Annotated in this window: 15 protein-coding genes and 1 tRNA gene; 7 read left to right on the top strand and 9 right to left on the bottom strand. The window is 66.9% G+C overall.

Annotated elements, in window-relative coordinates; translation table 11 throughout:
• Nucleotides 1-36 precede the first annotated feature (36 nt).
• From AC1RPL_RS08680 to AC1RPL_RS08690, 3 genes are all read right to left on the bottom strand, one after another.
• Nucleotides 37-321, bottom strand: coding sequence for a hypothetical protein (locus tag AC1RPL_RS08680; RefSeq protein WP_493068842.1), 285 nt, complete (start codon nt 319-321; stop codon nt 37-39).
• A gap of 71 nt (nt 322-392) precedes the next feature.
• On the bottom strand, nt 393-632 hold the full coding sequence (locus AC1RPL_RS08685) for a tyrosine-type recombinase/integrase (RefSeq protein WP_493069109.1): 240 nt from the start codon (nt 630-632) through the stop codon (nt 393-395).
• 86 nt (nt 633-718) lie between these two features.
• Nucleotides 719-794 (bottom strand) — tRNA-Thr (locus AC1RPL_RS08690).
• Nucleotides 795-984: 190 nt separating this feature from the next.
• Here AC1RPL_RS08690 and AC1RPL_RS08695 point away from each other — a divergent pair.
• The 6 genes from AC1RPL_RS08695 (at nt 985) to AC1RPL_RS08720 (ending at nt 10,710) form a co-directional block, all read left to right on the top strand.
• Complete coding sequence (locus AC1RPL_RS08695) at nt 985-2,277, top strand: PAS domain-containing protein (RefSeq protein WP_493068843.1); 1,293 nt, start codon at nt 985-987, stop codon at nt 2,275-2,277.
• 134 nt (nt 2,278-2,411) lie between these two features.
• Nucleotides 2,412-7,007 carry an NAD-glutamate dehydrogenase gene (locus AC1RPL_RS08700; RefSeq protein WP_493068844.1) on the top strand — a complete coding sequence of 1,532 codons (4,596 nt, stop codon included), beginning with the start codon at nt 2,412-2,414 and terminating at the stop codon, nt 7,005-7,007.
• A gap of 452 nt (nt 7,008-7,459) precedes the next feature.
• Entirely contained in the window at nt 7,460-8,116 is a 657-nt protein-coding gene (locus AC1RPL_RS08705; RefSeq protein ID WP_493068845.1) for a PepSY-associated TM helix domain-containing protein, read from the top strand.
• 14 nt (nt 8,117-8,130) lie between these two features.
• The gene (locus AC1RPL_RS08710; protein ID WP_493068846.1) at nt 8,131-8,652 is read left to right on the top strand and encodes a DUF2271 domain-containing protein; all 522 of its coding nucleotides are present in this window, start codon (nt 8,131-8,133) and stop codon (nt 8,650-8,652) included.
• A 13-nt stretch (nt 8,653-8,665) separates the two neighbouring features.
• Nucleotides 8,666-9,601: a DUF4198 domain-containing protein gene (locus AC1RPL_RS08715; protein WP_493068847.1), complete on the top strand. Its 936-nt coding sequence runs from the start codon at nt 8,666-8,668 to the stop codon at nt 9,599-9,601.
• A 227-nt stretch (nt 9,602-9,828) separates the two neighbouring features.
• Entirely contained in the window at nt 9,829-10,710 is an 882-nt protein-coding gene (locus AC1RPL_RS08720; protein WP_493069110.1) for an FAD:protein FMN transferase, read from the top strand.
• A 128-nt stretch (nt 10,711-10,838) separates the two neighbouring features.
• On the opposite strand, the gene AC1RPL_RS08725 is transcribed toward AC1RPL_RS08720, so the two are convergent.
• From AC1RPL_RS08725 to cobS, 6 genes are all read right to left on the bottom strand, one after another.
• Nucleotides 10,839-11,522 (bottom strand): Fe2+-dependent dioxygenase, encoded by a 684-nt coding sequence (locus AC1RPL_RS08725; RefSeq protein ID WP_493068848.1) that lies wholly within the window; start codon nt 11,520-11,522, stop codon nt 10,839-10,841.
• Nucleotides 11,523-11,527: 5 nt separating this feature from the next.
• Nucleotides 11,528-12,241, bottom strand: a complete 714-nt coding sequence (locus AC1RPL_RS08730) for a tetratricopeptide repeat protein (protein WP_493068849.1) — start codon at nt 12,239-12,241, stop codon at nt 11,528-11,530.
• 12 nt (nt 12,242-12,253) lie between these two features.
• Complete coding sequence (locus AC1RPL_RS08735) at nt 12,254-14,602, bottom strand: TonB-dependent receptor (RefSeq protein ID WP_493068850.1); 2,349 nt, start codon at nt 14,600-14,602, stop codon at nt 12,254-12,256.
• A 109-nt stretch (nt 14,603-14,711) separates the two neighbouring features.
• Entirely contained in the window at nt 14,712-14,987 is a 276-nt protein-coding gene (locus tag AC1RPL_RS08740) for a ribbon-helix-helix domain-containing protein (protein WP_493068851.1), read from the bottom strand.
• A complete protein-coding gene (gene cobT, locus AC1RPL_RS08745) occupies nt 14,984-16,810 on the bottom strand; it encodes a cobaltochelatase subunit CobT (protein WP_493068852.1) in 1,827 nt (608 codons plus the stop codon). Before cobT ends, AC1RPL_RS08740 begins: the two co-directional genes overlap by 4 nt.
• A 6-nt stretch (nt 16,811-16,816) precedes the next feature.
• Nucleotides 16,817-17,821, bottom strand: a complete 1,005-nt coding sequence (cobS, locus tag AC1RPL_RS08750) for a cobaltochelatase subunit CobS (RefSeq protein WP_493068853.1) — start codon at nt 17,819-17,821, stop codon at nt 16,817-16,819.
• A gap of 185 nt (nt 17,822-18,006) precedes the next feature.
• Between cobS and AC1RPL_RS08755 the strand changes: the two genes are divergently transcribed.
• Nucleotides 18,007-18,657: a hypothetical protein gene (locus AC1RPL_RS08755; protein ID WP_493068854.1), complete on the top strand. Its 651-nt coding sequence runs from the start codon at nt 18,007-18,009 to the stop codon at nt 18,655-18,657.
• Nucleotides 18,658-18,813: the final 156 nt, after the last annotated feature.

The raw sequence follows: 18,813 nt of genomic DNA on the forward strand, positions 1-18,813 counted from the left end.
GATCGCACACGTAGAAGCGCGACCGGGCCGGTGAGTTCAGGCCGCGTCGAGCAGATGATAGCGCCCGTCTGCATCGCACCGCCAAAGATGGATTCCCGCTACGTCGCCTGTGTTGTCGTCTAGCCGCGCGATAACGTTGCTCGCACTCAGACCCGCGACGCGGGTGCCCTTGAGGATTTTGTATCGCGTATCGAAGCCCTTTTCGATGCATGCGGCGATCAGCAGGATCGCGCGATCATGCCGATTGTAGTCCTCGCCAAGACTCCTCTTCAGGACCAGGAGATGATGGTAGACCGGTGAATCGGGATACGGTGAATACATGTTTCCTATGCTTTCGATAAAATAAACGGGACGTTGCCCCCACCCCGCGAACCGGATGAGGGCGAGTTTGATCAGGCAGCGAGATTGAGCTTGGCGGCGCCGGCCTCGACAGCAGCCATCAGCGTGTCGTCAGCGAGATGGCTATATCTGGCGCTGGAGGCGAGACTTGCATGACAAAGAAGCCTTCCAACTGTTGCAAGCCCAACACCATTGTTGATCCAGGCCGAGGCTGCCGAGTGCCGTAGGTCGTGGATGCGCAGGTCCGGCAGTCTTCCCCAAGGGCCTCCCCAACCCCCAGCCCAAAGCACCACCCACGCGGTACCCAAGCCACGACCCAGCCGAACGCCCGTTCGCAAGGCAACGCCCGCAGCTCCATATTTCAACGCTATAAAGTGGGTGGTGCCGCCTACAGGACTCGAACCTGTGACCCCCGCATTACGAATGCGATGCTCTACCAGCTGAGCTAAGGCGGCCAATTCGGGGCACGAAGCCTCGAAGGAGCGGCGCGCTTACCAGCAAGATTCCTGGCTGACAAGCGCCCCCAAAATCGTTGTGGCAGAAACCCCGTAAAACCACCGCCTTTACGCGACGTTTACCACATGGCGGGCACAAGGCGTTCTACAAATACAAAGGGGCGCGTTGGCCCCGAGTGGAGCATTTGGCATGGACATGGCGCGCGGCATAAACCACCCGCTCGACTCGCACCCCGAGGTCGGAGCGGACGACGCCGTCAACGACCGGGCGCTGGAAATCGGCACCGATGAGCGCCGCATGCACGTGCGCGCGTACAACCACTGGGTCTCGCTGCTCCACGGCCGCGCCTATCCGGCGATCGAGGACCTCGATCCCGATAACATCATCGATTTCGGGGCGCACAGCGTGCTGCTCGATTTCTCCAAAGGCGTCGACGATCCCGCGATTCGCTTCCTCGGCCGCGCGCTGCGCGAGGAGACCGGGCTCGACACCTCGATCACCCATGTCGCCCAGGTGCCCAGCCGCTCGCTGCTCTCGCGCCTGACCGACCACTATCTCCAGATCATCGCCAATCGCGCGCCGATCGGCTTCGAGGCCGAGTTCGTCAGCTCGCGCGGGCACAACACGCTCTATCGCGGCATCCTGATGCCCTTCTCGTCCGATGCAGATGCCGAGGGCAACACGATCGACTTCATCTATGGCGTGATCAACTGGAAGGAGCTGGTCGACGCCGAGACCCAGTCCAGGCTCGAGGCCGAAGTCGAGGAAGCCCGCCGCACCGCGCCGCGCAGCCTCGTCGCCGCACCCGTCTGGGCCGATGGCCCCAGCGCCGGCTTGGCGCCCACCCCGCCGGTCGAGGCCAAGGAGCCGCTGGTCCTCGATTCGCCGATCGCCAATGATGCCAGCCTGGGCGACAAGCTGCTGCTCGCCCGCGAATCGGCTGCCGCTGCCCGCGCTTCGGACACGCGCAGCCGCTCGGCGCTCTACCGCGCGCTTGCCCGCGCCTATGATTTCGCGCTCGCATCGGACGACGATGCCGAGACCTATGCCGAGCTGCTCGAAGATGCCGGGCTGACCGTCCAGGCGCGCGCGCCGATGACGCCGGCGGTGAAGCTCGTCTTCGGCGCCGATTACGACAAGACCCGCGTCACCGAATTCGCCGCGGTGCTCAGCCATGCCAAGCGCGCGAACGTGCCGCAGGGTGGGCTCGATGCGTTCCTCGATGGCGCCGAAGGCGGCATCAAGGGCGTGGTCAAGGCCGAGCGCGACTTCCGCCGCCCGGCGCCCAAGCCCGACCTGTTCGCCCAGATCGCCGCCGAGCTACGCAGCCGCCCGCCGCTGGCGCATGTCGATATCGAGATGCCGGCGCACGGCGAGTTCGTCGTGCTGCTCGCCCGTGCCGGCAAACAGGGCCTCGATATCGTCGCCCGGGTCGAGGACGAGCCGCTCACCGAGCGCGCGGTCCGCAAGGCCGCCGCATAAGATCCTGACCCCAGGGTCATCTCGCTTCCGACTGCCGACACTTTCGTGCGCGGCGCCTATAATGTCGGCACGATTGTAATTTTCGTGCGCGACGGTCTTGAGCCCGTCACGGCACAGGCGTAGGCGGTACTGCCATGAAGAACATGATGACGTCGCTGACGCAGGCGTTCGAGGCGCGGTTGCTCGAAGGGGCACTGCCGGGAGAGTTGGAAGACTTCGGAGAGGCCGAGCGGGCCGAGGCCGCGACGTTCGTCGCGGAAGCCGCCGCGATCCGCCCCCCCGATACCGCCAAGGTCGCGCTGGAGAGTGTCCAGGGCGAAGAGAGCCGGCGGATGCGGCTCGCGGTCGTCAATGACGACATGCCCTTTCTCGTCGATTCGATCTCGGGCGCGATCGCCGCGCACGACATCGCCGTCCACCGCATCATCCACCCGGTGATCGCTGTCGAGCGCGATCAAGCAGGCAAGCTCGAATCGATCGGCGCCGGCAAGCGCGAATCGATGATCTACATCGAGATGGAGCGCGCCGATGCGCGCACCCGCCGCAGCCTCGCCATGGAGCTCGAGCGCACGCTCGCCCAGGTGCGCGACGCGGTGCATGACTGGCGCGCGCTGCAGAGCGCGATCGGCGCCGATGCCGCCACGGTCGGCGCGCGCGAAGGCGCCAAGCTGCTGCGCTGGTTCCAGGAAGGCGCGATGACGCTGCTCGCGCATGAGAGCTGGACGCCGGCGAGCGGTTCGGAGGGTCAGCTCGGCATCGCCAGGCACGAGCTCGACACGCCGATCCTGGCAGAGGCCTCGCGCAAGGCCGCGATCGCCTATTTCAAGCAGGGCGGCGAAGTGCCGTTGCTGCTCAAGTCCAACTCGATCTCGCCGATCCACCGCCGCGTGCCGCTCGACATCGTCGTCGTGCCGATCCTCACCGGCAGCGAAGTCACCGGCCTGTCGATCCATGCGGGCCTGTGGACCAGCGCCTCGCTGTTCGCCAATCCCGAGGACGTGCCCGTGCTGCGCGCCCGCCTCGAAGGACTGGAGCGCAAGTTCGGCTTCGATCCCAAGGGCCATACCGGCAAGGCGATGGCGCACGCGCTGACCGCGCTGCCGCACGACCTGACCACCGCGTTCGATGCCGATTCGCTCGAGCATCTCGTGCTCACCTCGATGTCGGTCGCCGATCGGCCGCGCTCCAAGCTGGCGCTGGTCAAGAGCCCGCTCGGCCGGCACCTGTTCGCCTTCGTCTGGCTGCCGCGCGACGAAGTCGCCACCACCAGGCGCGAGGCGATCGGCGAGATGCTCGCCGAGGCCGCCAACGCCAAGATCATCAACTGGACGATCGCGCTGGAAGACGGCGAAGTCGCGATGCTGCGCTACACGCTCGACCTGCGCGCCGGCGGCACCATGCCCGATGCCGATGCGCTCGACCTGCAGCTCGAGCGGATGATGCGCGGCTGGGTGCCCGCCGTCGAGGCGGCGCTCGTCGATGAGGCCGGCAGCGGCGCGACGCGGCTGGCGCTGCGCTATGCCGCCGCCTTCCCGCCCGCCTATCGCACCACTGCCAGCCCCGAAGAGGCGGCGCGCGACATCCTGCGCTTCGCCAAGCTCGAAGGCCCCGGCGACCGCTCGGCGCGGATCACGCCCGTCGAGGGCAAGGCCGGCGAATATCGCGTGAAGCTCTATGCCCAGGGCGGCGCGATGGCGCTGTCCGACGCGGTCCCCGCCTTCGAGAATTTCGGCTTCCGCGTGATCGAGGAAGTGCCGACCGCGCTGGCCAGCGGCGCCTTCGTCCATGATTTCGCGGTCTCCGCCGCCGCGCTCAAGGGCGACGTCGCCGTGATCGAGGAAGCGCTCGCCGCCGTCCTCGAAGGCAATGCCGAGAATGACGCGTTCAACCGGCTGATCGTCGAGGCGGGGATGAAGCCCGCATCGGTGGTGCTGTTCCGCGCCTGGTTCCGCTATCTGCGCCAGACCGGCATGAACTTCGGCATGGCCACGGTAGTCGACGCGCTGCGCCGCGCACCCGCCGTCGCCACTGCGCTGATCGAGCGCTTCGATGCCGCGCACAACCCGGCCCGCGCCGGCGACGCCGCTGCCATCGAGGCCGCCACCGCCGCGATCGAGACTGGTCTCGCCCAGGTCCAGGCGATCGACGACGACCGCATCCTGCGCACGATCCGCGGCGTCGTCCTCGCGACGCTGCGCACCAATGCATACGCGCCCGCCGCCAAGGAAGCGCTGGCGTTCAAGCTCGACTCCAAGCTCGTCCCCGGCCTGCCCGCCCCGCTGCCCTGGCGCGAGATCTGGGTCTATTCACCGCGCGTCGAGGGCATCCACCTGCGCGCCGGCCCGGTCGCCCGTGGTGGCCTGCGCTGGTCCGACCGGCGCGACGACTTCCGCACGGAGATCCTCGGCCTGATGAAGGCGCAGCGCGTCAAGAACGCAGTGATCGTGCCGACCGGCGCCAAGGGCGGCTTCTATCCGAAGCACCTCCCCTCGCCCGCGACCGACCGCGACGCCTGGTTCGCCGAAGGGACCGAGAGCTACCGCATCTTCATCCGCACGCTGCTGTCGATCACCGACAACATCGTGTCCAACAAGGTCGTCCACCCCGAGGGCGTGACCATCCTCGACGGCGAGGACCCCTATTTCGTCGTCGCCGCCGACAAGGGCACCGCGACCTTCTCCGACGTCGCCAATGCCATCGCGATCGAGCGCAACTTCTGGCTGGGCGACGCCTTCGCTTCCGGTGGCAGCCACGGCTATGACCACAAGGCGATGGGCATCACCGCCAAGGGCGCCTGGGTATCGGTGCGCCGCCACTTCCTCGAGATGGGCACCGACATCCAGTCCGAGCCCGTCACCGTCGCCGGCTGCGGCGACATGTCGGGCGACGTGTTCGGCAACGGCATGCTGCTGTCCAAGGCGATCAAGCTGGTCGCCGCCTTCGATCACCGCCACATCTTCCTCGACCCCGATCCCGATCCGGCCGCTTCGTGGCAGGAGCGCGACCGCATGTTCGCCCTGCCCCGCTCCAGCTGGGCGGATTATAATCCGTCGCTGATCTCGAAGGGCGGCGGCGTCTTCCCGCGCACCGAGAAGTCGATCCCGCTCAGCCCCGAAGTCCAGGCATTGCTCGGCCTCCAGGTCACCGAGCTCGACCCGACTTCGCTGATCACCGCGATCCTCAAGATGCAGGTCGGCCTGCTCTGGTTCGGCGGCATCGGCACCTACATCAAGGCTGCCTCGGAGAGCCACGGCGATGTCGGCGATCCCGCCAATGACCGCCTCCGCGTCAATGCCGAGCATCTGCGCTGCAAGGCGATCGGCGAAGGTGCGAACCTGGGCGTGACACAAGCCGCGCGCATCGCCTTCGCGTCGCTCGGCGGCCGCATCAACACCGACTTCATCGACAATTCGGCTGGCGTCGATTGCTCGGATAACGAAGTCAACATCAAGATCGCGCTCAACCGCGAGATGATCGAGGGCCGCCTCGAATTCGAGGACCGCAACACGCTGCTCGTGTCGATGACCGACGACGTCGCGCACCTGGTGCTCGAGGACAACCGCCTGCAGACGCTCGCGCTCTCCTTCATGGAGAATGACGGCTATGTCGCGCTGCCCAGCTATGTCCGCGTCATCGAGATCCTCGAAGGCAGCGGCCGCCTTGACCGCGCGGTCGAGGGCCTCGCGCCCAACGAGGAGCTGCTCCGCCGCGCGCAGGACAAGAACGGCCTCACCCGCCCCGAGCTCGCCGTCCTGCTCGCCTCGACCAAGCTCGCGCTGCAGGACGCGATCGAGCACGCCAGGCTCGGCCACGACCCCGCCCTGGAAGCGGACCTCTGCAACGCCTTCCCCAAGGCGATGCAGGAGAAGTTCGGCAAGGCGATCGAGGAGCACCGCCTGCGTGGCGAGATCGTCGCGACCAAGCTCGCCAACCGCGTGATCAACCGCCTCGGCGTTCTCCACCCCTTCGAGCTTGCCGAAGAGGAAGGCGCCGCGATGGCCGACATTGCCGCGATGTACGTCGTCGCCGAGCGGCTGTTCTGCCTGCCCGCGCTGTGGGAAGCGGTCGAGACGGCCGATATCTCCGAGGGCGCGCGCATCGCTTTGCTCGACGAGATGGCAGTCGCCGTGCGCGGCCAGGTCGCCGATCTGCTCCGCGTCTCGCCGCCGGGCGCCAGCCCCGCCGAAGTGATCGCCCGCCTCAAGCCCGGCATCGACGCGCTCGACAAGGCCGCCAAGGGTCTCTTGCTCGACGAGGTCAAGGCGCAGTCGAACCGCATCGCCTCGAAGCTCGAGGCCGCCGGCGCGCCGAGCGAACTGGTCGCCAAGGTGGTCAAGCTCTTCGAGCTGGACGGCGCGGTCGGCCTGGCCGATCTCAGCGTCCGCATGGGCCTGGAAGTGACGCCGCTCACCAGGGCCTTCACCTCGCTCGGCCAGGCGCTCGGCCTCGACTGGGCTCAGTCGACCGCCGCGCGCATCACCACCGGCGATGTGTGGGAGCGCCTGCTGATCGCCGGTCTCGCCCGCGATTTCCAGCAGATCCGCCTCGACTTCCTCGGCCGCGGCCAGGGCGAGGATCCGCAGGCGTCGGTCGATTCCTGGGTCCAGGCCAATGCCGGCCGGGTCGATCAGTTCGCCGCGTTGGTCCGCCGCGCGCGCCAGTCGGCGGTGCCCAATGCCGCGATGCTTGCCCAGATCGCCGGCCAGGCGCGCGTGCTGCTGGGGCGCTGACATGAGAAACCCGGCCGATCGCCAGACCGGCCGGGTTCTCGCATTTCAACGCTGAAGCATCAGGCTTCCGGATCGGTGCTCCGGGCCGGCGTGGCCCGCAGGATCAGATACATGCCGCCCAGGCTGGCGATCACGCCAAGGCCACAAATCACCGCCAGGTCGATATAAAGTCCCGACATCCAGTCCTCCCCCAAGTCTTTTCTGAAAGAGAAGCTGCGTAATTTCTTGGAAGTCGGCAAGAAACATTCGTAGCTGCACTGCAACGCAACTTTGCTGCATGTGCGAGAAGATGTGTAGGCGCGGGACGCATTTTTCGGTGGTTCCTTGCAGCCAGGCCAGCAGGGCTGGGCCGCGCAGAATCTATCACCCAAATCGGCCGTGCGGGTTTGCAATTGCGAATCGTTCGCGTTATCGCGCCGTAACGAATCATACCCCGGAATCGCTCACCCAACATGCACGCCCCCACCGCCCAGGCAGAACAGGCCAAGGCCAAAGCCAAGCGCGCTCGCAAGAGCTTCTGGCTTAAGCAGCTGCACACCTGGCATTGGATGAGCTCGGCGATCAGCCTGGTCGGGCTGCTGCTCTTCGCGATCACCGGCTTCACGCTCAATCACGCCGCCGATATCGAAGGCGCGCCTACGTCGCTCGACCGCGCCGCCCAGCTGCCACCGCCGCTCTTCGCCAAGGTGAAGAGCGACGACCAGCCCGACAGCAAGAAGCCGATCCCGGCCGATGTCGCCAAATGGATCGAGGGCCAGGTCAAGATCAAGGCGAGCGGGACCGCTGAATGGTCCGCCGACGAGATTTATCTCGCCAAGCCGCGCCCAGGCGGGGACGCCTGGATCGCGATCGACCGCGCCACCGGCGCCGTCACGAGCGAGACCACCAATCGCGGCTGGATCGCGTACCTGAACGACCTCCACAAGGGCCGCAATTCCGGTGCCTGGTGGAAGCTGTTCATCGACGTCTTCGTCTTCGCCTGCCTCGTCTTCACGCTCACCGGCCTGGTGCTGCTCTGGATGCACTCAAAGCATCGCAAGAGCACCTGGCCGATCGTCGTCGCCGGGCTCGTCATCCCGGCACTCATCGCCATTTTCCTGATCCATTGAGGAAGGACCGTCCCATGCAGTTCCGTATTACCGGCCTGACCCTTGCCGCGATCGGCGGTGCCTTCCCGGCCGCCGCGGGCGCGCAGACGCTCGACGTCACGCTCACCCTGCCGCGCATCACCGTGGCCGAATATCACAAACCCTATGTCGCGGTGTGGCTGGAAAAGGCCGGTTCGCCCGCTACCACGCTCACCGTCTGGTACGACGTCAACAAGCGCAACGACGCCGGCAAGAAGTGGCTGTCGGACGTGCGCATGTGGTGGCGCGCCTCGGGCCGCACGCTGACACTGCCGGCCGATGGCGTCTCGGGCGCCACCCGTGCACCGGGCACCCACAAGCTCAGCTTCGTCGGCGGCCGCGGCAACGTCCCGGCACTCGGCGCGGGCGCTTACACGCTGGTGATCGAAGCGGCGCGCGAAGGCGGCGGCCGTGAGATGGTCCGCGTGCCGGTCACGATCGGCGCGAACGGCGCCGGCTCGGGCAAGGGCGCCGGCAAGGGCGAACTGGGCGCGGTCACCGTCGCCGCGCATCGCTAAGGAAGGGACAGCCATGCAGTTCTTCCGCCATCCGCTCACCACCATCGTCGCGATTGCCGCGATGATCGTGCCCCAGGTCGCCATGGCCGCCCCGCGCAGCTGGCTGCTGCCCTCGGGCACCAATTTCGGCGGGGATGCCTGGGTCACCGTCGATGCCGCGCTGTCGACCGACCTTTATTACCCCGATCATCCCGGCCAGCCCTGGGCGCCGATCGCCACTGCGCCCGACGGCACGACGGTCGAGGTCGAGAACCTCAGCAAGGGCAAGCTGCGCCTGACCTTCGATCTGCACCTCACGCAGAAGGGCACCTACAAGCTCGCCGTGATCAATAACGGCGTGATGGGCAGCTACATGCTGGACGGCGAGCGCAAGATGCTGCCGCGCGGCACCACCACCGATACGCTGGCCCAGGCGATCCCGGCCGGCGCCACCGAGGTATGGACCGCGGAGAACAACAGCCGCATCGAGACCTTCGTCACTTCGGGCGTGCCGAGCGACACGGTGTTCAAGCCGACGGGCAAGGGCCTGGAGATGGTCCCGGTTTCGCACCCGACCGATCTCTCGGTCCAGGATGCCGCGACCTTCCAGTTCCTGCTCGACGGCAAGCCGGCAGCGAACATCGATGTCAGCGCGATCAATGGCGGCGTGCGCTACACGCCCAGCCTGCAGCAGCTCGAACTCAAGACCGATGCCCAGGGCAAGGTCACGATCAAATGGCCGACCCCCGGCATGTGGTGGGTGAGCGCCGGCATCGGCGGCGGCCGCGGTGAAGGCGGCCCGGGTGGTCCTGGCGGCCCCGGTGGTCCGGGCGGTGAAGGCCGCCCCGCGGGCGCGGGCGCTCCCGGCGCAGGCGGCCCCGGCGCACAGGGCGAAGGCGGTCCCCGCCGCCCGATGGGCCCGCCCCAGCGCCGGGCGACCTATGCGATGACGGTCGAAGTGCTCGGCTGATCCAGCCTTTCCTTTCTTCGTCATCCCTCTACCTCGTCATCCCGGCGAAAGCCGGGCCCCAGAGCCAAGCAGGACAGCACTTGCCACCCTGGGCCCCGGCTTTTCGCCGGGGTGACGATTGAAAGATGAGCACGATACTCAGAATAGCCATTCCACAGGGGCTCTCGCCCGCGGCGTTCCATCGCCGCCAGGCGGGAGCCCCTGTCGTTTCCTGCGCCGGCGAGACGATGGGCACCAGCTGGTCCGCCCGCATCGTCGCCGCACCGGGCGACATCGCCGCCAGCATCCAGGCGGAGCTCGACCGCGTCGTCGCCGAAATGAGCCATTGGGATCCGGCCTCCGACCTTTCCCGCTTCAACCGCAGCGAACCCGGCCGCTGGCAACCCCTGCCCTCCGGCTTCGCGCATGTGCTCGCCGCCGCGCTCGACGTCGCCGCGAAGAGCGAAGGCGCCTTCGATCCGGCAATGGGCGCGCTGGTCGACCTATGGGGCTTCGGCCCGCAGGGGCCCCGCGCCGGTGTCCCCAGCGAGGAAGAGATCGCCGCCGCCATCGCGGGCCGCTCGCATATCGAGCAGGACGATCGCCGCGCCCGCCGTACCGCCCTCGCCACGCTCGATTTCTCCGGCATCGCCAAGGGCCACGGCGTCGACCGCGTTGCCGAAATGCTGCGCAGCATGGAACTGCCCGATTTCCTGGTCGAGGTCGGCGGCGAGCTGCGCGGCGAAGGGATCAAGCCCGACGGCCAGCCATGGTGGATCGATATCGAGCCCGTCCCCGGCAGCCGCCTCGCGCCCTTGCGCGTCGCGCTCCACGCCCTGTCGGTGGCGACCTCGGGCGACTATCGCCGCAGCTTCAGCCATGCCGGCCGCGACTATGCCCACACCATCGACCCGCGTACCGCCCGCCCGCTGGAAAACCGCGTCGCCTCGGTCACGCTGCTGCATCCCTGCTGCATGCTGGCCGACGCCTGGGCGACCGCGCTGAGCGTGCTGGGGCCCGACGGAATGGCGTTGGCCGAACACGAGAGGCTGGCCGCGCACATGGTGGTGCGCACCGAGACGGGCTTTGCGGAGCACCTTTCGCCAGAGCTGCGCGAGATGCTCGGCTAAGCCGCTATTGCAAAATAGGATTTCGTCTGCTGCCATCGCGCCGCGGCCTCGCGCCGCCGCTCTTTGAAAGGTCGAACTTTCGTCTTTTATTTCCCTCACAAGCGCGAGCTTTGTGAAGTTTGGGAAGATCAGGCGTCCGCCCAGCGACGCAGGAGGTTATGGTACACCCCGGTCAGCTCGATCACCGAGCGATCGGTGCCGCCCAGCTGCCCGGTCAGCCGCTGCACGCTCTGGTCGAGGTCGAACAGGATGCGTCGCGCCCCGTCGTCGCGCACCATCGACTGCATCCAGAAGAAGCTCGCCACCCGGCGCCCGCGCGTGACCGGCGTCACATGGTGCAGGCTCGACGAAGGGTAGAGCACCGCATGCCCCGCCGGCAGCTTCACCTGCTGCACGCCGAAATGATCCTCGATCACCAGCGCGCCACCGTCATAGGCCGCGGGATCCTCGAGGAAGACGGTCATCGACAGGTCGCTGCGGATGCGGAACTCGGTGCCGCGCTGGATGCGGATCGCATTGTCGACATGCGTGCCGAAGGTCTGGCCCTCGCCATACCGGTTGAACAGCGGCGGAAACACCTTGAGCGGCAGTGCTGCGGCAAAGAACAGGGGCGAGCGGCCCAGCGCGTCGAGCACCATCGCCCCGGCCCGGCGATGCGCATCGCCGCCTTCGGGAAGCTGCTCATTCTGCTTCGCCAGCGCCGACTGGCTTCCCGAGGTGACGTTGCCGTCCACCCATTCCGCCGCATCGATAACGGCCCGCACCGCCGCCACTTCTTGCGGCGAGAACAGGTCGGGAATGGCAATCAGCATCGGTTCTACCTCTTTCGCAGCGCGGCCGTGCCTTCGGTGCGCAGTCGCATGTCCGGGACGTGGGCCAGCCAGGCAAGCGCCTTGTCGCGAAACGCCGGCGTCGCCGCTTCGCCGCACCGCGCGATCCACAGCAGCGCCGCGTCCATGTCGCCGGCTTCGGCACGCATCCGGGCATGGTTGAACATGCCGCGGAAATCCCCGCCCTCGGCCGCCTGGGCGTAGCAATCCGCCGCCGCCGCCATGTCGCGCGGGAGGAGGTCGCCGTCCTCGTGGAAGCTGCCGACGAAGTTCCTGGATTTGGCGTGGCCCATTGCGGCCGCCTTCTCAAACCAGGCGAGCGCGGCCGCCTTGTCTTGGGTCAAACCCTGGCCCAGCGCCAGGGCCGAGCCGTAATTGTACATCCCCCAGTCGAGCCCGCCCTCGGCGGCGACGCGGAAGCACTCCGCCGCGCGCACCTTGTCCACGCGCGTGCCCCAGCCGAGATCGTAGCAGCGGCCCAGCATGTTGAGCCCCATCGGATGCCCCTGCTGCGCCGCCTTCCAGAACCAGCCGAACGCCTCCGCGGGCTTCTGCGCGTCGAGCAGCATCTGGCCATGGACAGCCTGCGCCTCGGCCAGGCCGGCCTCCGCCCCTTCGCGAATCAACGCCGCCCGCTCCTCCGGAGAACCGGAGAGGCGGGCGGCGATATCTTCGCTCGACAATGGATCGAGCTGCGTCATGTCGTGGCTATATCAGAACTTGTAGCTCAGCGTCAGGATCGCCGAGCGCGCATCGCCCGGCGTGGCCCAGCCATTATTGGCGCGGATGCGGGTGTAGTACAGCTTGTCGCCGATATTCTTGACGTTGAGCTGCGCCGACAGGTCGTGCGTGATGTTGTACGCAACCGTCAGGTTGTGGACGATATAGTCCTTCGAATAGAGCACCGTGCGGTTTGTGGCCGTGGGCAGATTGATCGCGAACTTGCCCTGATAGGTGGCGCCGTAACCGACCGTCAGGCCGAACGGGAAGGTATAGGCCGTGTAGATGCTGCCCGAATGCTCCGGGGTCTGCTGGAGCGCGGCGCCGCCAACCGGATCGGGATAGGCCACGCTGTTGGCGCAGCCGGTCGCACCCGGATGTGCGATGCAATAGTCGGACACCGACTGGATCAGCTTGCTCTTGAGATAGGTGTAGTTCGCGGTGATCTGCCAGGCCGAAGTGATGTGGCCGGTGGCACCCAGGGCGATGCCATCGACGCGCGAGTGGCCGTCGAGCTGCTGGTCCGGAATGGTCGGATCGTTCGAGGCGACCTTGTAGCTGTCGCGGTCGGTGCGGAACAGCGCCGCGGTCAGCAGCAGGCCCTTGTTGAACAGCTCGGCCTTGCCGCCGATCTCGTAGTTCTTGGCGTTTTCCGGCTTCACGTTGCAGGTCGCTGTCGAGCAGCTGCCATTGACCGTGCTCTGCGACGGCGTCTTCGAGTTGCCATAAGCGGCGTAGAGGCTGACCGCTTCGACCGGCTTGTAGACCGCACCGAAGCGGTAGGAGAACAGGGTGTCGCGGTTGCCCGAACGGGTCACCGCGGTGATCTGGCCCAGCGTCGCCGCAGCGGTCGAGATCGTATAGGCGGCGAACTCGCCGATATTGCGCTCCAGGCGCACGCCGCCGTTGAGCTCGAAATGGTTCGACAGCTTCATCGTGTCGAACAGGTAGACTGCCTGGTTCGCGACTTCGCTGTGGCTCTTCGCGCTGACGATGAAGTTCACCGGCCCGGTATAGACGTTCCGGCCGTTGAGGTTCGGATCGTTCCACGCATAGTTCGGGATGGCGACGGTGGTGCCATTGGCGTTGCGCTGCGAATTGCCCGAGCGCACGTCATAGAATTCGCGCGACAGCGAGAAACCCAGGTCGAAGCTGTGCTCGATCCCGAAGGTGTCGACCGTGCCCTTGAGGTCGGTCTGGTTGTAGATGACCTGATTGCGGGTATCGCGGGTATTGCCGCGCGAGCCGCCGCTCGGGACGAAGAGGCCCGGGGTGGCGCAGGCCACGCCGGCAGCGGTCAGGCTGGTCGGCAGGCAGAAAGTACCCTCCGGGCCATCCGCAATCGAATATTGCTCGACGTCCTGATAGCGGGTGAGGTTGCGCAGCGTGATCCGGCTGGTCACCTCCTGCTCGAAGATCGCCGTCGCCTGATCGACATTGCTGTCCTGCTTGTCGAGGTTGCGGAAGCCGTAATAGCCGCTGCGGCTGGTGCCCGGCACCTGGCCGGTGAACCCGTTGGTCACGCTGGTGACATAGGGCACGCCGAACTGCGGTATGTTGTTGTCTTCCTGGTGGAGATACAGGAGGCTCAGCTTGGTCGGCCCGTTCAGGCCGAAGGTGACCGAGGGCATCACGCCCCAGCGCTTGGCGTTCTCCACCTCGCGGCCGGGAACGTCGTTGCGGTGGAACATTCCGTTGAGGCGGACGCCGACGTTGTCGCTCAGCTTCTGGTCGATATCGACGGTGGCGCGGTAATAGTCATCGGTGCCGACACCGCCCTGCACCACGGTCTGGCTCCGGCCGGTCGGACGCTTGCTGACCAGGTTGATGTTGCCCGCGACCGAGCCGCCGCCCGAATAGACCGAGTTCGAGCCGTTGGTGACTTCGATCTGCTCGATGTTGAAGTTGTCGGAGCGCGTGTACTGCGCGCTGTCGCGGACATTATCGATCGTGATGTCGTTGTTCGCGCTGAAGCCGCGCAGGTTGATGCTGTCGCCATAGCCGCTGCCGCCTTCGCCGGCGCCGAAGGTGATGCCGGGCACCGTCGCCAGCGCGTCGCGCAGCGACAGGATGTTCTGCTGCTGCATGACTTCGGCGGTGATCACCGTCACCGTCTGGGGGGTATCGCGCAGCGGGCGCGTGTTCTTCGGGCTCTCCTGCTTGGGCTGATAGACCTGACCGTTGACGGTGATCTGGTCCTTGTCCTGCCCGTCTTCCGAGGTCGCGGCGCCCTTCTTGTCGTCGTCCGGACCGTTCGCGGCGTGAACCGGAGCGCTGGCGACGAAGCCGACACAGGCGAGCGCGAGGAAAGCAGGCGCAGCGGCGCCGGTTGAACGAGTCACGGTGGAACCCCCCATTAGGTTTGTTTCGCCGCCAGCTATTGAGAGTCAGTCGCAGTGTCAACGCTAATGCGAGTTGCTCGCAACTTTGTCGCGAAATTGTTGCGAAACGTTACTGAGCAGTCTGCGTGCGAAGCGATCCGCGGCGCGCCTGGGTGAGCAACCAGGTGCGGATCGCGCTGGCGAGGTTGGGCGGATCCTCCCCGGTGATTCGGGCGTGGTCGATCGCGGCGACCAGTGCGTTGAGAGGTAGTGCGCGCGCGTCGGCGGCGGCTTCCAGCGCGTCCCAGAACAGCGGTTCGAGGCTGATCGATGTCTGGTGCCCGGCAATGGTGACGGACCGCTTGATCGGCCCGCTAAAACCACCCTCGGGCGGGTCGAGCTTCATTCGGTATCGAACAAGGCCGCCAGCTGCTCGACCATCGTGCCGGCGAGCTGCTCGGCGTCCATGATCGTCACCGCGCGGCTGTAATAACGCGTCACGTCATGGCCGATGCCGATCGCGACCAGCTCGACCGGCGAGCGCGCCTCGATCCAGCCGATGACCTGGCGGAGATGCCGCTCCAGATAGGAGCCCGAGTTCACCGACAAAGTGGAATCATCCACCGGCGCGCCGTCCGAGATCACCATCAGGATCTTTCGGTCTTCAGGCCGGCCGATCAGCCGCTGATGCGCCCAGAGCAGCGCCTCACCGTCGATATTCTCCTTGAGCAACCCCTCGCGCATCATCAGCCCGAGCGCCTTCTTGGCGCGGCGCCACGGCTCGTCGGCCTGCTTGTAGACGATGTGGCGCACGTCGTTGAGGCGGCCGGGCTGGGCCGGGCGGCCATCGGCCAGCCACTTCTCGCGACTCTGCCCGCCCTTCCATGCTCGCGTGGTGAAACCGAGTATCTCGGTCTTCACCCCGACGCGCTCCAGCGTGCGCGCCATGATGTCGGCGCTGATCGCCGCGATCGAGATCGGCCGCCCGCGCATCGAGCCGGAATTGTCGATCAGCAGCGTGACCACCGTGTCCTTGAACTCGGTGTCCTTCTCCGCCTTGTAGGAGAGCGACAGCATCGGGTTGACGACAATGCGCGCCAGCCGGGCAGCATCGAGGATGCCTTCTTCCTGGTCGAAGTCCCAGCTGCGGTTCTGCTGCGCCATCAGCCGGCGCTGCAGCCGGTTGGCGAGCTTGGTCACGGCGCCCTGAAGATGGAGCAACTGCTGGTCGAGATAGGAGCGGAGGCGGTCCAGCTCCTCGGTATCGCACAAATCGGTGGCGGCAATCACCTCGTCGAACTGATTGGTGTAGGCGCGATATTCGAACTGGGGCGGCAGATCGCTCCACGGACGATTCGGCCGCACGGGCAGCATGCCCTCATCGCCTTCGTCGCCGGGCTCGCCGTCGCCATCCTCCATCGCGTCGGACTGCTGCTGCTCGCCATCCTCGCCCTCGTCCGACTCGCGCTGTTCGCCGCGCGCCTCGGCCTGGCCCTCGCTCTGGCTCGACTCGTCCTCGCCCTCCTCGTCGCCGGGCTGGTCCTGGTCGTCGGTACCTTCGTCCTCGCCGCCGCCGTCATCGGCTTCGTCGGGCAGCAGGTCGCCTTCGGTGAGTTCAAGATCCTGCAGCAGCTTCGACGTCAACGACGCGAACGCCTGCTGGTTGTCGATCGCCAGCGCCAGCGCGTCGAGATCCGAGCCGGCGCGCTCCTCCACCCAATCACGGATCAGCGCCATGCCGAGCGCCGCGGCGGCAGGCGATTCGCGGCCGGTCAGCCGCTCGCGGACCATCAGGCCGATCGCCGTCGAGAGCGGCACTTCCTCGCGGTTGCGCGCCCGGTTGATCGGGTCGGAACGCAGCTTCACCTCGAGCGCGGAATCGAGATTGGCGGCGATGCCGGCATAGCCGCGCGAGCCCAGCGCCTCGATCCGCGCCGTCTCCACCGCGTCGAACACCGCGCGCGCCACCGGCTCCCGGGGCGCGCTCTTCAAGTGCAGCGCATTGTCGTGATGGCGCAGGCGCAGCGCGAAGCCGTCGGCAAAGCCGCGCGCCTCGGCAACTTCCTCGGCCGGCAAGGTGCGCGACGGCGTCGGCACCTTGATCTGGCGACCGTCCTGACGCGGCGCCTCGCCGGTGAAGCTCAGCTCCGCCTCGCGCTCGCCGGAAAGCGCACGCGCGGCACCGCCCAGCACGTTGCGGAATTTCTCCAGGGGCGTGTCGGCGGCCATCAGCCCTCAGGCCTTGCCGACCACGCTCTCGGGCAGGTCCTTGCCGAATACGCGCTGGTAATATTCCGCCACCTGCGGCCGCTCCGCCTCGTCGCACTTGTTGAGGAAGCTCAACCGGAACGCGAACCCAACATCCTTGAAGATCTCGGCATTCTGCGCCCAGGTGATCACCGTGCGGGGCGACATCACGGTCGAGATGTCGCCGTTGACGAAGCCCTTGCGGGTCAGGTCCGCCACGCGGACCATGTTCTCGACCAGTTCCTTGCCGCCCGGCTTGTCGAAATCGCCCGACTTGGCGAGCACGATCTGCGCCTCGACCGCGGCGGGGAGATAGTTGAGCGTCACCACGATGTTCCAGCGGTCCATCTGGCCCTGGTTGATCTGCTGGGTGCCGTGATAGAGGCCGCTGGTGTCGCCCAGGCCCACCGTGTTCGCCGTGGCGAACAGGCGGAAATAGGGGTTCGGGCGGATCACGCGGTTCTGGTCGAGCAGCGTCAGCTTGCCCTCGGTCTCGAGCACGCGCTGGATCACGAACATCACGTCCGGCCGGCCAGCGTCATATTCGTCGAACACCAGAGCGGTCGGGGTCTGCAGCGCCCAGGGGAGCAGGCCTTCGCGGAACTCGGTGACCTGCTGGCCGTCGCGCAGCACGATCGCGTCGCGGCCGATCAGGTCGATACGGCTGATATGCGCGTCGAGGTTGATGCGGATGCACGGCCAGTTCAGGCGCGCCGCCACCTGCTCGATATGCGTCGACTTGCCGGTGCCGTGATAGCCCTGGACCATCACGCGGCGATTATGCGCGAAGCCCGCCAGGATCGCGAGGGTGGTGTCCGCGTCGAACACGTATGCGGGGTCCATGTCGGGCACGCGCTCGTCGGCCTCGCTGAACGCGGGCACTTCCAGGTCGCTGTCGATCCCGAACAGGTCGCGCACTTTCACCATCTTGTCCGGCGCGTCGAGGATCGTGGTTTCCCGGCTGTCGGGCTGGGTGTTGGGGATATCGGCCATCGTCTTCGGATCCTTGTGTCGCGAGAGCGACTAGAAGCTCCCGTGCCGCACTGCAACGGGGATCGCGCAAAACGCGCGACGGGCGGGTTCCGTCGCAGGCCCTTTCCTCGAATCGGCTTTCATGGGATCATGACGCCAAAGCAACGGTCGCGCGTGAACACCGATTCTGTCCTTTGGGGAAGACGATGAACAGGAAGCTGTTGTTCCTGGCGCTGCTCGCGCCGCTTGCGGCATGCGACTGGGGCCAGCAGCCTCCCCCACCCCCGCGCCGCCCCCCGCCGGTAGTCCGCCCGGTCGATCGCGAGCCCGACTGGCTGGTCGCAACACCCTATTGCGAGGGCGCGCTGCGCCGCGGCCAGTGGCTGATCTGCGACAACAAGGGCCTGAACTGGCTGCACCGCACGCTGGCCACCCAATGGGCGGAAGACCGGCAGGGTGCGAGCCGCCAGCAGCTCTGGGTGCAGCGCCAGCAGCTTCAGGCGCTGGCTAGCGAGCGCGACGCCTGCGAGACCGCGGATTGCGTCGCGACGGCCTATCGTCGCTACTTGCGGGCGCCGGTACGCTATTCGGAACCGTCGGAATGGACGCCGCGCCCCAGGCCGCGCCCGGTCTATCACCGGCCGCGAGAGAAGCGCTGGAACTGGCGCGACGACGGCGCGACCTGCGCCTCGAAGATCGGCTGGCAGAAGGCGGCGCTGCTCGCGCGGCAATGCTCGGTGGTCAATCCCGACGGCCAGTGCGGACCGCAGCGGACCTGCGGCACGCTCAAGACCATGATCCTCGACGGCTGCTGGGACATGGGCGAGCGCAAGCCTGGGTTCTGCGGGCGGGTCTAGCCCTGCCACCCGGGCGATTCGGGCCCGACGCGGCGCGCGGAAGTTTACGAAGTATACGCTACGGGGGCCCCCATTTCCCCTTCTCGGGCTCGCGCCCGTAGCCGGCGCGATCGGTGCGGAAAGGGAAGTCAGCTTGCATCCACCAGTATGAAGCAG

The organism is Sphingomonas sp. GW821-FHT12D09, from assembly GCF_058807215.1.

Excerpts from the sequence above, each read along its gene's own strand:
- AC1RPL_RS08720 (WP_493069110.1), top strand. The coding sequence starts at position 9,829 with ATGGGCACCAGCTGGTCCGCCCGCATCGTCGCCGCACCGGGCGACATC.
- cobS (WP_493068853.1), bottom strand. The coding sequence starts at position 17,821 with ATGGCCGATATCCCCAACACCCAGCCCGACAGCCGGGAAACCACGATC.
- AC1RPL_RS08755 (WP_493068854.1), top strand. The coding sequence starts at position 18,007 with ATGAACAGGAAGCTGTTGTTCCTGGCGCTGCTCGCGCCGCTTGCGGCA.
- AC1RPL_RS08730 (WP_493068849.1), bottom strand. The coding sequence starts at position 12,241 with ATGACGCAGCTCGATCCATTGTCGAGCGAAGATATCGCCGCCCGCCTC.
- AC1RPL_RS08715 (WP_493068847.1), top strand. The coding sequence starts at position 8,666 with ATGCAGTTCTTCCGCCATCCGCTCACCACCATCGTCGCGATTGCCGCG.
- AC1RPL_RS08710 (WP_493068846.1), top strand. The coding sequence starts at position 8,131 with ATGCAGTTCCGTATTACCGGCCTGACCCTTGCCGCGATCGGCGGTGCC.
- cobT (WP_493068852.1), bottom strand. The coding sequence starts at position 16,810 with ATGGCCGCCGACACGCCCCTGGAGAAATTCCGCAACGTGCTGGGCGGT.
- AC1RPL_RS08695 (WP_493068843.1), top strand. The coding sequence starts at position 985 with ATGGACATGGCGCGCGGCATAAACCACCCGCTCGACTCGCACCCCGAG.
- AC1RPL_RS08705 (WP_493068845.1), top strand. The coding sequence starts at position 7,460 with ATGCACGCCCCCACCGCCCAGGCAGAACAGGCCAAGGCCAAAGCCAAG.
- AC1RPL_RS08740 (WP_493068851.1), bottom strand. The coding sequence starts at position 14,987 with ATGAAGCTCGACCCGCCCGAGGGTGGTTTTAGCGGGCCGATCAAGCGG.
- AC1RPL_RS08725 (WP_493068848.1), bottom strand. The coding sequence starts at position 11,522 with ATGCTGATTGCCATTCCCGACCTGTTCTCGCCGCAAGAAGTGGCGGCG.
- AC1RPL_RS08680 (WP_493068842.1), bottom strand. The coding sequence starts at position 321 with ATGTATTCACCGTATCCCGATTCACCGGTCTACCATCATCTCCTGGTC.
- AC1RPL_RS08700 (WP_493068844.1), top strand. The coding sequence starts at position 2,412 with ATGAAGAACATGATGACGTCGCTGACGCAGGCGTTCGAGGCGCGGTTG.